This window comes from Azospirillum griseum (genome assembly GCF_003966125.1).
Classification (GTDB): domain Bacteria; phylum Pseudomonadota; class Alphaproteobacteria; order Azospirillales; family Azospirillaceae; genus Azospirillum; species Azospirillum griseum.
In genome coordinates this window covers 1-14244 of sequence record NZ_RXMA01000012.1, presented here as the reverse complement: position 1 = coordinate 14244, position 14244 = coordinate 1, and the positions used below count along the sequence as shown (strand labels likewise).

Below are 14244 nucleotides of genomic sequence, written 5' to 3'. Positions count from 1 at the left end.
CCCTGTATTGAACGAAATTATTTCGTTGTATCCACATCCTCATTCAACCAGCGCCGCCGCAGGGCGTCGCGGTGGCGGGCCAGCCAGCCGATGGCGATGATGGCCAGCGAATTGCGCAAGCGGTTCTGGTCCATCAGGGCGATGGCCTCGTCGGTCGGGACCACCATGATGCGGATGTCCTCATGCTCCTCCTCCAGCCCGCCGCTGGTGGGGACGTTGCGGCTGTCCACCCGGCCGCAATAGACGAAGACCTGTTCGGTGAAGGCACCGGGGCTGACGAAATAGTCGCCGATGAACTCCAGGGTTTCGAGCGTGCAGCCCGCCTCTTCCAACGTTTCCCGCCGGGCGACGTCCTCGGGTGTTTCGCCGGGGTTGATCATGCCCGCGACGATCTCCGTCATCCAGGCCGGGCCGCCCACCATGGCCGAGCCGACGCGGAACTGCTCGATCATCACCAGCGCGTCGCGGTCGGGATCATAGAGCAGCACGCCCACCGCCGGGCCACGGTCGCACACCTCGCGGGGCGGCAGCACCCCGGTCCAGGTGCCGTCAAACTTCTTGTGGCGCAGATCGTAGGAATCGACCTGAAGAAAGCCCTTGTAGACGGTTTTCTTGTTCAGGATCTCAATGTCGGGGTGGTTCGTCATCGGGGCGGGGCCGCGTCTGCGTGGGAGGGGAAGCCCCCCTGTCTAGCGCAGCGCCGGACCAACCGCCACCCTGTCCCCCCTCTGTCCAACCGGCGCGGAGGTCACAGCGTCGGGTTCAGGCGCAGGAAGCGGACGCGGTCGGCCGAGGGGACCGCCAGCGGCTCCAGACGCGCGCCGCGCATGATCTCCAGCGGAACCACCACGCCAGCGGGGCCGACGCTCCACAGCTTGCGGTAAAAATCGGCCAGCCCGTCGAACCGCTTGCCCGCCACGCCGACGATCCAGTCGCCGGGGCGCAGCCCGGCACCTTCCGCCGGCCCGCGCGGCGACACCTTTTCCACCAGCAACCGCCCGTTCTCCTCGCGCAGGGTCACGCCCAGCCAGGGGCGGGGCGGGTCCTGCCGTTGGCCATAGGCCAGCAGATCGGCCAGGATCGGTTGCAGCGCCGACACCGGCACGAACATGTTGCCGGGCAACCCGCGCCCTTCCAACGCTTGGGCCACCAGCAGCGACCCGACCCCGACCAGCGCGCCGTCCTGGTTGACCAGGGCCGCCCCGTTGAAGGCGCGGATCGGCGGGAAGGTGAACAGCGCCTCGTCCAGCAGATACTCCCAGTAACCGGCGAACTCGCGCTTGCTGACCAGTTGCACCGCCGCCGCTCCCCGGCTGCGCCCACCGGTCAGCACCAGCAGCGTGTCGCCTTCCGACAACCCCGCGCTGCCACCCAGCCGCAGCCACGGCGCGTCAAACCCCATCTCCCCGCGCAGCAGGCCAAAGCCGCTGACCGGATCATAGGCGACCAGCGAGGCCGGGAAGCGTTTGCCGCTGGCGGTCGTCACCTCGATGCTGGACGCCTCCATCACCGTGTAGCCGATGGTCAGGATCAGACCCGCCCCGTCGATGACGATGCCGGTCCCTTCGCGGCTGGTCCCCAGATTGCGCGCGCTTTGCGAATCCGGCGGGATGACGGCGGACACGCCGACCACGGCCTGCACCAGCCGTTCGCTGTCCAGCCCGTCCGGCTTTGCGGAGTCGGCCCGCGCCGTCGGCAGGCTCCAGCCGCTCACCAGCGCCACAACCAGAGCCATCAGCAGACGCGCGGCAACCGCCCTTGCGGGCCAGCGCCGCCGGAATGGGGTTGCGACCGTGATCCGCATGATCCCGCCCTCCCGTCCGCCGCGCCCGGCAACGATGCACGGGCGCTCTCTATGACATTGCGCGCCGGGCGGTGGCATCAAGGCGTCGGTCCTGTCATTCTTGAACCATGCCGCCGGGCATTGGGGGCTGGACGCGGGCGGTCGGGCGTATTACGCCAGTCGCCAACGTTGGGGGGTCGGCCAGGATGACCGCCGCACACCCGCTCACAGGGGGCTGATCCGCGATGAAGCGTCTCGACAGCTGTTACTCCTGCCGGTACTGGGAGGGGCAGGGCCTGCGCCAGCGTGGGCCGAAGGGGACCTGCCACCGCTACCCGCCGGTGGTCACACCGCGCAGCCCGGAGGGCGACTTTCCCGTCACCCTGTCCAGCGCCTGGTGCGGCGAATGGAAACGCGTGCTGTCGCAAACCGCCGATGGCGACCCGGAGGCCACGATTTACGACGATCTCGTCAGTTGATCGGCGCGGGGCCGAACGGGCCACTCAGCGCGGCATCGGCGTGATGACCAGGCTCCGCGTGCTGGGCGGCAGCGACGCGTCCCGGTCCAGCCAGGTGCCGCGCCAGTCGGCCCCCAGCACCGCCAACGCCAGCAGCGCGGCGACGATGGACAGAATCAAGGGGGCGACGCAGTCGCGGCCGTGCAGCGGCTCGTCGTGGTCGTGGGCCAAGCCGGTGTCGGCCTGTTGGTGCAGGTGAAGCGGCAACAGCATGATGGTCCTCCAGGTTCGGAGAAGCCTTCAGCCAACGCCTTGGGTGCAGGGGCGGGGGATGGGGGAACCGGCAAACCCGCCGGAACGGCCATCCGAGGCGACCACCCGGATGACGCGGCGGTTCGGATGCCTTCAGCCTAGCCCTTTGCCTGGGAAAGCGGCAGAGTCTTTTGGCCAACCGTTGCGCTCTGTTGATGGATGCGACATTTCGAACACATCTGTTGCGGCAAAGACAACGCGCGGCCTTCCCAACAAAAACCGATGTGGATAAAGAAAAAGGGCCGAACGCGCGAAGCGTTCGGCCCTTCTGTCTGGCTCCCGGTGCTGGACTCGAACCAGCGACAAGCGGATTAACAGTCCGCTGCTCTACCAACTGAGCTAACCGGGATCGGTGCAGCGCCGTGTGGCGTGCGCCGTTGTTGGCGTGGGCGGGTGTATAGCGAAACATCGCCGCTCTGCCAAGCCCTATTTGTCAAAAAATCGACGAACGCCGTTCTTTCGCATGGCATCGATCGGGCCGCGCAGGAGGTGGCCACCGACGTCCGTACCACGCAGGGTGCAATCCGTCCGGCGGGCGCGCGATCCAGCCGGGTGATGAGGAGTGACGGGCGATGTCGCTGACCACGATCATGAACAAGGGCGTCACCGGGATGACCGCGCAGTCGGCGGCGCTCACCACCATTTCCGACAACATCGCCAACTCGACCACCACCGGTTACAAGGCGGGGGATACCCAATTCAGCGCCCTGGTGGCGCAGGGGGCGTCCTACAGCGGGGCGGGGGTGCGGGCGGACACCCGCCTGTCGGCGGAGAAAAGCGGCAGCCTCAGCCAGACCGGCCTGACCACCAACGCCGCCATCGTCGGGCAGGGCTTTTTCGCCGTGGCCGCCGTCGATCCGTCCACCGGGACCGTCAGCCGCGTCGGCACCTCGGCCAGCGCCACGCCGGAACTGACCCGCGCGGGGGATTTCCAGCAGGACCGGTTCGGCCATCTGGTCAACGGGTCGGGCCGCGCCCTGATGGGCTTTGCCGTCGATCCGGCCAACCCGACCGCCAGCACGGCCAACCGCAGCGCGGCGGATCTGCAACTGGTGTCGTTGGACACGGCGCAAAGCTATTACGCCGCCACCTCGACCATCGCGTTGAGCGCCACTCTGCCGGGCGGGTTGGCGGTGGCGCAGACCCCCAGCGACGACACCACCGTCGGCCTCAAGCTGCCGGTGGTGGACAGCGGCGGGGCGGCGGGCAGCGTCGATCTGCGTTTCATGAAAACGGCCAGCAACGCCGACGGAACCAGCGTGTGGACCGTGTACCGCGCCGGGGCCACCAACGGCGATGGCACGGCGGCGGGCAGCGCGAGCGTGACCGATTCCACCAGTTGGGAGTCGCTGGGCAGCGTCACCTTCGCCGCCGACGGCACGTTGAGCGGCGGAACCAGCGGGACCGAGGCGACGCTGAGCCTGAGCGCGGCGGGCAATCTTCCGGCGATGACGCTCGATCTCGGGGCCTATGGCTCAACCGGCGACGGGCTGTCGGTGGCGGTCGGCAGCGGTTCGACCGACGAGACGACGATCACCAACGCCGCGACCTCGAACGACGGCATTCCCTCGGGCAGTTTGGAAAGCGTCGATCTGACCTCCGACGGTTTCGTGCGCGGGACCTTCGCCGGGGGCAAGACCCGCGATTTCTTCCGGGTCCCCGACGTGACCGTGGTCAATCCCACCGATCTGGAGGCGCAATCCGGGACCGCGTTCACGGTGACGACGGATTCGGGCGGCATCACCTTCCGCGATTTCGGCACCGGCCAGAACAGCGGTGAATCGCTGCAAGTCGGATCGGTCGAGGGATCGAACGTGTCGATCGAGGAGCAGTTCACCACCCTCATCACCACCCAACGCGCCTATTCGGCCTCGTCCAAGATCATCACCACCGGCGATGAGATGACCCAAACGGTCCTGGGCCTGCTGAACTGACGGTTTGGTTGACGGAGGGAGGGGGGCGTTCCCGGCGTGCCCCCCGGAAACACAATCGGCGCAACAAAAAAGCCCCACCGCTGGGTGAGGCTTGCCTGTATGCCGCTCTGTCGGGATGGAGGCACGGGCGGGAATCGAACCCACGTACACGGATTTGCAGTCCGCTGCATCACCACTCTGCCACCGCGCCATCCCAACCGGCTCCGGCGCGGGCCGCTGTTGCGGTGCGCCGTGGTGTGGAGCGGTGGTATAGCGCCCCGGCGCGGCGCGGTCAAGCGCTTGGTGACGCTTTTTTTCCAAGCGCTTGAAATCCTTGGCGGGCGGCGGCGTCCCCCCGTCACGGCCCCGGGAACAGCCGGTCGGTCCGCCCCATCAGATGATAGGAGAGCAGGCCGATCCACTCCCGCACGGCGTCGTCCAGCAAGGCCAGCGGCCGGTCCAGTTCCGCCGGAACCGGCGGGCTGGCGTCGCTCCGGGTGCGGTAATCGACGGGGTGGGGGATCACCGGCCAGCCCAATTGCCGGAAGATGCCGACCGAACGCGGCATGTGCAGGGCCGACGTCACCAGGATCCAACGCTCCCCCGGCTTGGGCGCGGCGATGGCCTGGCCGAACAGGGCGTTTTCCCAGGTGTTGCGGGATTCGGTTTCGTACAGCACCCGGCCGTCGGGAATCCCCGCCTGGGCCAGCACGGCGCGCACGGTCTGATCCTCCTTCATGCCCTGGCGCAGCAGCACGCCGGAACCGCCGGTGGACAGCGCGCGGGCCTGCGGGTGGCGGCGGACCAGATCGGCGAAGGCCAGAACCCGTTCCGCCGCGTCGTTCAGCGACGGGTCGCCCCGGTCGGCGGTGATGGTCGGGTTGACCGCGCCGCCCAGCATGATGATGCCGTCCACCCGTTCCGGCTCCTCCGCGCGGGGGAAGCGGCTTTCCAGCGGCAGGGCGACCAGGGCGGCCAGCGGGGTCAGCATCACCAGCGCCAGCGCCACGGCGGCCACGGCGGTCAAACGGTCGGCCAACCGCCGCCAGCGGTCGCGCCGACGCAGCACCAGCCCGGCCAGCAGCAGCAGAACCATCAGATTGCCGGGATTCACCAATCCCCACAGCAGCTTCGACAGCGCAAAGGACAACACCGGTTCTCTCCGTTCCGCGCGGCACCGTCGCGGACCATAGGCGGTGGGCGGTGAGGTCGGCAACGCCGGGAGTCGATGACACAAAAACGACATCAAACCTTAACAAGGGCGTCGTCTGCGGGGCGTAGATGTGGGCCGCTCCGCCGATAACATTTGATCGGGCGGGCGTTCGGATCGGTCCAAAGGAATCTTGCCCATGCTGTCCAACCTTCCCATCGGCACGCGGATCGCGTTGTTGGTTGTCGCGTCGCTGGTCACGCTGGGCTTGTTGGGAGGAACCGTGTTCGTCGGGGCCGGACAGGTGTTCGAAGCCACGGCGGAGATGAACCGCTACCGCGAGATTTACGAACACGCGTCCGAGATCGAACGCCGGGTTGCCCGCCTGCAATATCAGGGGCAGCGCTTCGTCACCGACCGCGACGAGGCCGCCGCCCGCGCCTTTGACAGCACCGCCAGCGAAGCGCAAACCATGCTGGTCGAGATCAAGGACAAGGCCGGTGCGTCGGCGGAGGATCTGGACCCGGTGGTGCAGGGCCTGACCGGCCTGAAGGGGCAATTCGCCGCCGTGGTGGACAAGGCCAAGGAACTGGGCCTGACCGACGAGGCCGGTTTGCGCGGCAAGCTGCGCGCCTCGGCCAAGCAGATCGAGGACGAGCTGAAGCAGTGGCCCAACGCCGACAAGCTGACCGGCCGCATGGAATCCATGCGCAAGATGGAGAAGGACTTCATCATCTACCAGGACGAGGCGATGCTGGCGGGCCAGCGCAAGGTCTTCAACGAATTCACCTTCTTCCTGGCCGATTCCGGGTTGGACGAGCCGACCCAGGCCAAGATGGAAAAGCTGGCGCGCGCCTACCGCAGCGATCTCGGCAAATTCGTCGATGGCAGCAAGGCGTTCCGCGCCCAGGTCGCCAGCTTCAACGAAACCTTCCAGGCGCTGGTTCCCCGCTTTGACGCGCTGCTGGTCAACGCCAATGCCGGCATGACCGGGGCGGTGGACAAGCAGAACGCGGTGCGGGAAAGCGTGATCGCCAACGCGCTGATGGCCGGATCGGTCCTGCTGGTCGGCTTCGTCGTCACCAGCCTGTTTGTGGCCCGCAGCATCACCCGCCCGCTGCTGTTGATCGAAACGGCGATGGAGAAGCTGGCGGCGGGCGACCGGCAGGCCGCCGTTCCCGGAACGACGCGCGGCGACGAGATCGGCGCGATGGCCCGCGCCGTGGCGGTGTTCAAGGACAATCTGCAACGCACCCACGATCTGGAAATCGAAGCGCGCGAGGCCGAACGCCGGGCCGAGGCCGACCGCAAGGAGTCGCTGCGGGCGGTCGCCACCGATTTCGACGGGGCCTTTGGCCGCGTGCTTGGGACCGTCGGCAACGCGACCGAGCAGATCCGCAACGGCGCCCATCTGCTGCGTGACATCGCCGAAACGATGAAGAACCAGGCGCTGCACACGGCGGAAAAGGCCGAACAGACCTCCGAAGTGGTGGGCATCGTCAACACGGTGTCGCAGACGCTGACCACCTCCATCGGCGAGATTGGCGGGCGGGTCAGCACCACGGCGACGGCGGTGGACCGCGCGGTGAACCGGGCGCGCCAGAGCGACACGGCGGTGCAGGCGCTGGCCGACAGCTCCCAGCGCATCGGCGAGATCGTCCGCCTCATCACCGACATCGCCGGTCAAACCAACCTGCTGGCGCTCAACGCCACCATCGAAGCGGCGCGCGCCGGGGAGGCGGGCAAGGGCTTTGCCGTGGTCGCGCAGGAGGTCAAGCTGTTGGCCAACCAGACGGCCAAGGCAACGGAGGACATCGGCGGCCAGATCGGCGCGATCCAGGGGGCGACGGCCGACGTGGTGGACGCCATCCGGGCCATCCGCAGCACGGTGGAGGAGGTGCAAACCCTGTCCAGCGAGGTGTCCGCCGCCGTCAGCGAGCAGTTGGAACACACCCAGAAAATCGCCTTGGCGGTCGACCGCGCCACCCACAATTCGAACGAGGTGTCGGAAAGCGTCAGCACCATGGCGATCACCGCCGCCGAAACCGGCAAATCCGCCATCGAAATGATGTACTCCGCCGGTCAACTCACCAGCGAACTGCAACAGCTGGAAGCCGACGCGGACCGCTTTGTGGCGTCGATCAAGGTGTGAGTGCGGTGCGGGGAAAACCGGCCCCAAACGAAAAGCCCCCGGTCCTGCGTGGAACCGGGGGCTTTCTGTTGTCAGGCTATTTTTCCGGGGAACGCCGCCATCGGCGCGGGGCTCACCGCTCCGACGTTGCGCGCACGGTTTCTTCCGCCGCGCGGATCAGGGCCTTGGCCTTGTTGACGGTTTCCTGATATTCGGCTTCCGGGTCGCTGTCGGCGACGACGCCGCCACCGGCCTGGACATACATCATGCCGTCCTTCAGCACGGCGGTGCGCAGCGCGATGCAGGTGTCCATCGCGCCGGACGCGCCGAAATAGCCGACGCAGCCCGCGTAGACGCCGCGCCGGGCCTTTTCCAGCTCGTCGATGATCTGCATGGCGCGGACCTTCGGCGCGCCCGACACGGTTCCGGCGGGGAACCCGGCGATCAGGGCGTCGAGCGCGTCGAATTTCGGATCCAGCTCGCCTTCCACGTTCGACACGATGTGCATGACGTGGCTGTACAGCTCGACGATCATCTTGGCCGTCACCTTGACGGTCCCGATCTTCGCCACCCGGCCCACGTCGTTGCGGCCCAGGTCGAGCAGCATCAGATGTTCGGCCAGCTCCTTGGGATCGCTCAGCAGATCCTCGGCCAGCGCCTGGTCTTCCTCCGGCGTCGCGCCACGCTTGCGGGTTCCGGCGATGGGGCGGACCGTCACCTTGCCGTCGCGCACGCGCACCAGGATTTCCGGGCTGGAGCCGACGATGGTCAACTCGCCGAAATCGCAATGGAACAGGAAGGGCGACGGGTTAAGGCGGCGCAGCGTGCGGTAGAGCGCCAGCGGCGACGGCTTGAACGGGAAGCGGATGCGCTGCGACGGCACGACCTGGAAGATGTCCCCGGCGCGGATGTACTCCTTGGCCTTCTCCACCATGCCGTGATACTCGGCCTGGGTGGTGTTGGAGGTCCAGGCCAGCGGCAACCCGGCTTCGCTGCGCGGCTCGCGCCGGTAGGGCAGCGGGCGTTCCAGGTCGGACAGCGCGTCGGTCAGCCGTTCGCGCGCGTCGGCGTAGGCCGCGCTGGCCGAGACCCCCGGCTTGGGCCAGACCGGCGTCACCAGCGTGATCGAATCGGTGTGGCTGTCAAAGATCGCCACGATGCTGGGGCGGGTCAGGATGGCGTCGGGGATGTTCAGCTCGTCCGGGTTGGCGTCGGGCAGACGCTCCATCAGACGGACCATGTCGTAGGTCATGTAGCCGAACAGACCGGCGGCCATCGGCGGCAGCTCCGCCGGCAGGGCGATGCGGCTTTCGTTGATCAGCGTGCGCAGCGCCTCCAACGGGGCGGCGGTCAGCGGCTCATAGGCGGTGGAATCGTGCAGGGCGCTGCGGTTGATCTCCGCCTGATTCCCGCGCGACCGCCACACCACATCGGGCTTGAAGCCGATCACCGAATAGCGGTCGCGCCGCGATCCGGCCCCGCGTTCCGCCGATTCCAGCAGGAAGCCGAAGGGCCGCCCGTCCGCCAGCTTCATATAGGCCGACACCGGGGTTTCCAGGTCGCTGACCAGGGTGGTCCAGACCACTTGCTGCCGTCCGTCGGCGTAAGCGGCGTCGAAGGCGGAGGAGTCGGGCTGGACCTTCACGGGATCGAACCTTTGTCAGAGAGGAAGGCGGCGGGCACCGGTGGCACCCGCGCCGGGTCGGTTGCCACCGGATCAGTTGCCACCGGATCAGTTGTTGGCGGCGAAGAACTGGTCGATGCGCTGGCGGTGGATCTGCACCGGGTAGCGGGCGCGCAGGGCGTTGCCGAACTGCGCCATCAGGTCGCTCTCGATGCCCTGGTTGACGCTGGTCTCGACCGGGCCAAGCGCGGCGTCGGCGGCCGACGGGTCGGCGGCGATCACCTCGCGCAGGCGGGCGACCACCTGGGCGTCGGCGGTGGACCCGCTGACCACGGCGTTGGCCTTGGCGTCGAACAGCTTCAGCACCAGATCGGCGGACAGGCCGTTGACCGACTTGGCGTCGCGGGTGAAGGGGACCGTCATGGCGAAACTGGCCCCCGCCTGGGTGGCGACGTCCTGCGCGGCCTCCTCCAGGCCCTTGGCCAGCTTGGTGGCGATCTCCTCGGCCTTCTTGGCGGCGAGGGCGGCGCGCTTGTCGGCCTGCCAGCCGCTGATGACCTGATCGCGCACCTCGGCCAGCGGGCGCAGAGCCGCCGGGATGACGCTGTCCACCCGCGCGGCGGTGAAGACGCTGCCCTGGCCCTCGGCCAGATTGGTGGCGGCCCCGGCCTTCAGCTGGAAGACGTTGGCCAGCAGGGGCTTGAGCGCGGGCAGGGCGGCGGTGGCGTCCTTGCCGTCCGGGGCCTTGCCGGTGCTGTCCACCGCCGCCACCTTGGTCAGGGTCAAGCCCTGGGCCTTGGCGACCTCCTCCAGCGAGGCACCGCTGGCGAGTTGGTCCTCGGCGCGGTTGGCGATGGCGAACACGGCGTCGAGCGCCTTTTCCTTGCGGATGTCGGCGGACAGGCGCTCGCGCACCTCCTCGAAGCTCCTGGTCGTGCCCGGCTGGACGCCGGTGACGGCCAGAACGTGCCAGCCCAGGCCGCTTTTCACCGGCTCGCTGGTCTTGCCCATCTCCAGGGCAAAGGCGGCGTCGCCCAGCTCCGGCAGTTCGGCGCGGGCGATGCCGTCCAGGGTCAGCGGCTCAACCCCGGCGTCCTTGGCGGCGGCGGCCAGACCCTTGGTCTTGGCGGCCTCGGCGATGGTCTTGGCCTTGGCCTCGTCATCGACGACGGTCATCAGCACGTTGCGCTTTTCCGGCGTGCCGAACTCGGCGGCGCGCTCGTCATAGGCGGCGCGGAGCTGCGCGTCATCGACCTTGATGTCGGCGGCGATGGCGTCGGGCAGCAGTTGGGCCACGGTCAGGGCGCGGTATTCCGGCGCGGTGTAGCGGACCTGATGGTCCTCATAGGCGCGGGTGATCTCGGCGTCGTCCGGGGTGCCGACGTCGCCGATGGCGGCGTGCGGCAGCGTCACCATCTCGGCCACGCGCTTTTCCCCGCGATAGCGGTAGAGCGCCTGGGTCAGCGGCTTGGGCGCGGCCACCCCGGCGTTGACCGCCCCGGCCACCAGCTCCCGCGCGGTTTCGCGGCGGATGAGGGCGATGTAACCGTCCTCGGTCAACTGGTTGTTGCGCAGGACGGTGCGGAACTGGTTGGCATCGAACTGGCCCTGGGCGTTGCGGAAGGCCGGTTCGTCGGCGATGCGCAGCTTGACCACCTCCGGCCCCACGGCGATGCCGACATCCTTGGCGGCCTGATCGAACAGCGAGCGCTGGATCAGGGACTGCAAGGATTGGTCGAGCAGGCCGAACTGCTTGGCCTGTTCGGTCGTCAGGTTGCCGCCCAGCATCGGGCGCAGCCGTTCGATCTGGCGGCGGAATTCCTGGTCGAGCGCGTCGCGCCCGATTTCGACCGATCCGACCTCCGCCACCGACGTCGGCGTGCTGGAGCGGAACACGTCGCCGATCCCCCAGATGCCGAAGCTGAGGATCAACAGCACGAACAGGATCTTGACGACCCACGAACCGGCGAAAGTGCGAATGAACTGGAGCATGGGATCCGAATCTGAGCGCGGAGATCGACCGTCTGGCCGGGGCGGCGCATCATAGATAGGGCGCGATGGGGCGGCAACAGCGCATTTCCTCCCGCTTTCACGACTTCGCGGTGCGTTCGGCGGAAAAGCCGCTTATCCTGCTGGTCGGTTCGCAGGAAGGGGGAGCGGGATGGACGGCGCGGTCATTCAGGACATGATCTTTCGCGTGCTGGGCGGGCTGGGGCTGTTCATGCTGGGGATGGAGTTCCTGTCCGACGGCATCCAGTCGCTGGCGGTGGACCGCATGCGCCAGATCATGGAGCGTTTCACCACCAACCGCATCTTTGCCCTGCTGACCGGGACCTTCGTCACCGGCGTCATCCAATCCAGCACGGTGATGACGGTGATGGTGGTGGGTTTCGTCAACAGCGGCATCGTCACGCTGGAACAGGCGATCGGCCTGATCATGGGGGCCAACATCGGCACGACGCTGACCACGGTCTTCGTCGCCCTGCCGATCGGCAAATGGGGCTTGCCGGTCATCGGGGTTGCCGCGCTGATCTATCTCTTCGTCGGCAAGCCGAAGATCCGCTATTCCGCCTTGGCGATTCTCGGGCTGGGCATGATCTTTTACGGGCTGGATCTGCTGACCAGCGGCTTCCGCCCGATTCGCTCCGCCCCGGCGATGATGGAGGTCTTCACCCTGCTGTCGGCGGACGGCTATGGCGGCATCCTGCTGTGCGTGGCCCTGTCGGCGCTGGTCACGGCGATCATCCATTCCTCCTCGGCCACCGTCGGCATCGTCATGGGGCTGGGGGCGTCCGGCGTGATGGATTGGCACACCGCCCTTGCCTTCACCCTGGGGGCCGACATCGGGACGACCGCCACCTCCTACGTCGCCGCGCTCAACCTGTCGATCAACGCCCGGCGCACCGCCTACGCCCACATGTCCTTCAACCTGATCGGCGTCGGGCTGATGCTGCCGCTGTTCCCGCTGTCGCTGTCGCTGGTCGCCTGGACGCTGGGCGGTGATCCCGGTCAGGCGGTGACGGCGGCGGACGGCACGGTCAGCCACCCCTTGGTTCCCATCGCGATCGCCACCTATTCCACCGGCTTCAACGTCTTCAACACGGCGGTCATGCTGCCCTTTGTGCCGCTGATGGCGCGGCTGCTGTCGCGGGTCGGGGCGGGGCAGGGGGCCGAGGACGATCTGTCCCTGCCGAAATTCCTCTTCGCCCGCGCGGTGGAGGAACCGGAATCGGGCCTGCGCCTGCTGGAAAAGGAACAGGCGCGCTACCGCGCCGCGCTCGCCCCGCTGCTGGCCAGCCTGCGCGCGGGGGTGGAGGGTTCGCGGCGGGCCGACGCGCTGCACGCCGCGCTCGCCGCGCTGGGCAAGGAGATCGACGGGTTTGGCGCCGCGCTCTGCACCCGCAACCCGCCGCCGCCGTTGGTCCCGGTGCTGATGGCCACCTTGCAGGCCCAGGACCACGCCCGGACGCTGGAACGCCAGCTCTACGACTTCACCCGCGAGCTGGGCGGCGCGCCCCTGTCCGACGGCGGGCAACGCTTCGCCGACATCCTGCTGGAGGCGCTGGACGCCGTTCTGCTGGAAAGCTTGGCGGCGCTGGACAGCGGCAACGCCGAGGATTTGCGGATGATGCACGGACTGATCGGCGACCGCAGCGGGACCGCCGCCCGGCTGCGGCAAAGCTACCTCAACAGCGACAGCGACATCCCCCTGAACGAGCGCGCCCGCCTGCTCGCCGCCTTGGGCTTGGCCGAAAGCGCCCTGTGGGGCGTGTCGCGCCTGCTGGCGCTGCGCCTGCACGGACCGGGGGAGGCGGCGGCCTGACGGTCCGGCGGCCTGACGAACCGGTGGGGCGACGCACTGGCGGGGGGCTTGCCCCGTTGGGCGATCCGTTCCACCATGCCGACGACCCTCCCGGCGGAGATTCCCCCATGTCCGACCCGACCCTGTACGACCGCGATTTTTACGCCTGGGCCAAGGAGCAGGCGGCGCTGCTGCGCGCCGGAAAGCTGGCGGCGGCCGACATCGCCCACATCGCCGAGGAAATCGAAAGCATGGGCCGCAGCGAACAGCGTGAGCTTGAACACCGCCTGACGATCCTGCTGCATCACCTGTTGAAATGGCAGCATCAGCCCGAACGGCGGGGCAGCTCCTGGCAGGCGACGATTCGCGTCCAGCGCGTGGCGATCACCAAGCACATCCGGAAGAACCCGAGCCTGAAAGCGGTCATCACCGAAACCGTGGTTGACGCCTATGATCTCGCCCGGATCGAGGCGGCGGGTGAAACCGGCCTGCCGGACTCGGTCTTTCCGCCGGAATGCCCGTGGGGCTTTGATGCGATCATGGATCCCGCGATGTGGCCGGGCGATCCAGCGCATTGATCGTCAGCGCCTTGCGGACTGGCGGATCGGTCCGGCGCTTTGCCGCCGGATGTTGGCCAGTGACAGGGCGTGGTGGCTGATGCGCTGGCGGAAATCGCGGTCCACCCGGCTGAAGGCGCTGTAGGCCAGACGGATGGCGTCGGGCGAGTTCGAACGCAGGGCGTCCTGCAACGCGTCGCGCAGGGTGCGCAATTCCAGGATGCCCGGCACAAAGGCCATCTCGACCGCTTCGGCGAGAATCTCAATCGAACAGAGCGTGGCGTCGTCGTCGATGTGAGCGGCGGGGCGGTGCAATCGTGAATCCCTAGGAGCCGAGAAGATCAGCGATGGCCGTGACACAGCGTTGCTGCGTCAGACACTCTGCACAGTTTCTTGACGCCGGGCAATGGCGGTGACGCAATCCTTCAGGGCTATCGCATTTGGCCGAGGATGGCTCTGGCGTATTCGTCGGACCAACCTGCCCGCTTTCGCCTGGCTCGGATTGAGTCGGTGT

At 67.9% G+C, this 14244-nt stretch carries 12 protein-coding genes and 2 tRNA genes; 5 read left to right on the top strand and 9 right to left on the bottom strand.

Annotated elements, in window-relative coordinates:
- Positions 1 to 17: 17 nt before the first annotated feature.
- Both EJ903_RS13845 and EJ903_RS13840 read right to left on the bottom strand, forming a co-directional pair.
- Complete coding sequence (locus EJ903_RS13845) at positions 18 to 647, bottom strand: NUDIX domain-containing protein (protein ID WP_126616340.1); 630 nt, start codon at positions 645 to 647, stop codon at positions 18 to 20.
- A gap of 101 nt (positions 648 to 748) precedes the next feature.
- Complete coding sequence (locus EJ903_RS13840) at positions 749 to 1804, bottom strand: S1C family serine protease (protein WP_246015561.1); 1056 nt, start codon at positions 1802 to 1804, stop codon at positions 749 to 751.
- 224 nt (positions 1805 to 2028) lie between these two features.
- Here EJ903_RS13840 and EJ903_RS13835 point away from each other — a divergent pair, with 224 nt between their 5' ends.
- Positions 2029 to 2262, top strand: a complete 234-nt coding sequence (locus EJ903_RS13835; RefSeq protein ID WP_126616337.1) for a hypothetical protein — start codon at positions 2029 to 2031, stop codon at positions 2260 to 2262.
- Between the two features lie 24 nt (positions 2263 to 2286).
- On the opposite strand, the gene EJ903_RS13830 is transcribed toward EJ903_RS13835, so the two are convergent.
- Together EJ903_RS13830 and EJ903_RS13825 are read right to left on the bottom strand one after the other, a co-directional pair.
- Positions 2287 to 2514 carry a hypothetical protein gene (locus EJ903_RS13830; protein ID WP_126616334.1) on the bottom strand — a complete coding sequence of 76 codons (228 nt, stop codon included), beginning with the start codon at positions 2512 to 2514 and terminating at the stop codon, positions 2287 to 2289.
- Between the two features lie 312 nt (positions 2515 to 2826).
- Positions 2827 to 2902: transfer RNA gene (locus tag EJ903_RS13825), tRNA-Asn, on the bottom strand.
- Positions 2903 to 3125: 223 nt separating this feature from the next.
- Between EJ903_RS13825 and EJ903_RS13820 the strand changes: the two genes are divergently transcribed.
- The gene (locus EJ903_RS13820; protein WP_126616331.1) at positions 3126 to 4487 is read left to right on the top strand and encodes a flagellar hook protein FlgE; all 1362 of its coding nucleotides are present in this window, start codon (positions 3126 to 3128) and stop codon (positions 4485 to 4487) included.
- A gap of 116 nt (positions 4488 to 4603) precedes the next feature.
- Here EJ903_RS13820 and EJ903_RS13815 read toward each other — a convergent pair.
- Positions 4604 to 4677 (bottom strand) — tRNA-Cys (locus EJ903_RS13815).
- 147 nt (positions 4678 to 4824) lie between these two features.
- Entirely contained in the window at positions 4825 to 5619 is a 795-nt protein-coding gene (locus EJ903_RS13810) for a YdcF family protein (RefSeq protein WP_246015559.1), read from the bottom strand.
- 196 nt (positions 5620 to 5815) lie between these two features.
- On the opposite strand from EJ903_RS13810, the gene EJ903_RS13805 reads away from it, so the two are divergent.
- Positions 5816 to 7768, top strand: coding sequence for a methyl-accepting chemotaxis protein (locus EJ903_RS13805; RefSeq protein ID WP_126616328.1), 1953 nt, complete (start codon positions 5816 to 5818; stop codon positions 7766 to 7768).
- Positions 7769 to 7880: 112 nt separating this feature from the next.
- Here the strand turns inward: EJ903_RS13805 and trpE are convergent, their stop codons facing one another.
- A complete protein-coding gene (trpE, locus tag EJ903_RS13800; protein WP_126616325.1) occupies positions 7881 to 9392 on the bottom strand; it encodes an anthranilate synthase component I in 1512 nt (503 codons plus the stop codon).
- Between the two features lie 87 nt (positions 9393 to 9479).
- Positions 9480 to 11363, bottom strand: a complete 1884-nt coding sequence (locus EJ903_RS13795; protein WP_126616322.1) for a peptidylprolyl isomerase — start codon at positions 11361 to 11363, stop codon at positions 9480 to 9482.
- 169 nt (positions 11364 to 11532) lie between these two features.
- Between EJ903_RS13795 and EJ903_RS13790 the strand changes: the two genes are divergently transcribed.
- Together EJ903_RS13790 and EJ903_RS13785 are read left to right on the top strand one after the other, a co-directional pair.
- Positions 11533 to 13194 (top strand): Na/Pi cotransporter family protein, encoded by a 1662-nt coding sequence (locus EJ903_RS13790; RefSeq protein ID WP_126616318.1) that lies wholly within the window; start codon positions 11533 to 11535, stop codon positions 13192 to 13194.
- 107 nt (positions 13195 to 13301) lie between these two features.
- A complete protein-coding gene (locus EJ903_RS13785; protein ID WP_126616315.1) occupies positions 13302 to 13751 on the top strand; it encodes a DUF29 domain-containing protein in 450 nt (149 codons plus the stop codon).
- Positions 13752 to 13754: 3 nt separating this feature from the next.
- On the opposite strand, the gene EJ903_RS13780 is transcribed toward EJ903_RS13785, so the two are convergent.
- Positions 13755 to 14045, bottom strand: coding sequence for a hypothetical protein (locus EJ903_RS13780; RefSeq protein WP_126616312.1), 291 nt, complete (start codon positions 14043 to 14045; stop codon positions 13755 to 13757).
- Positions 14046 to 14244: the final 199 nt, after the last annotated feature.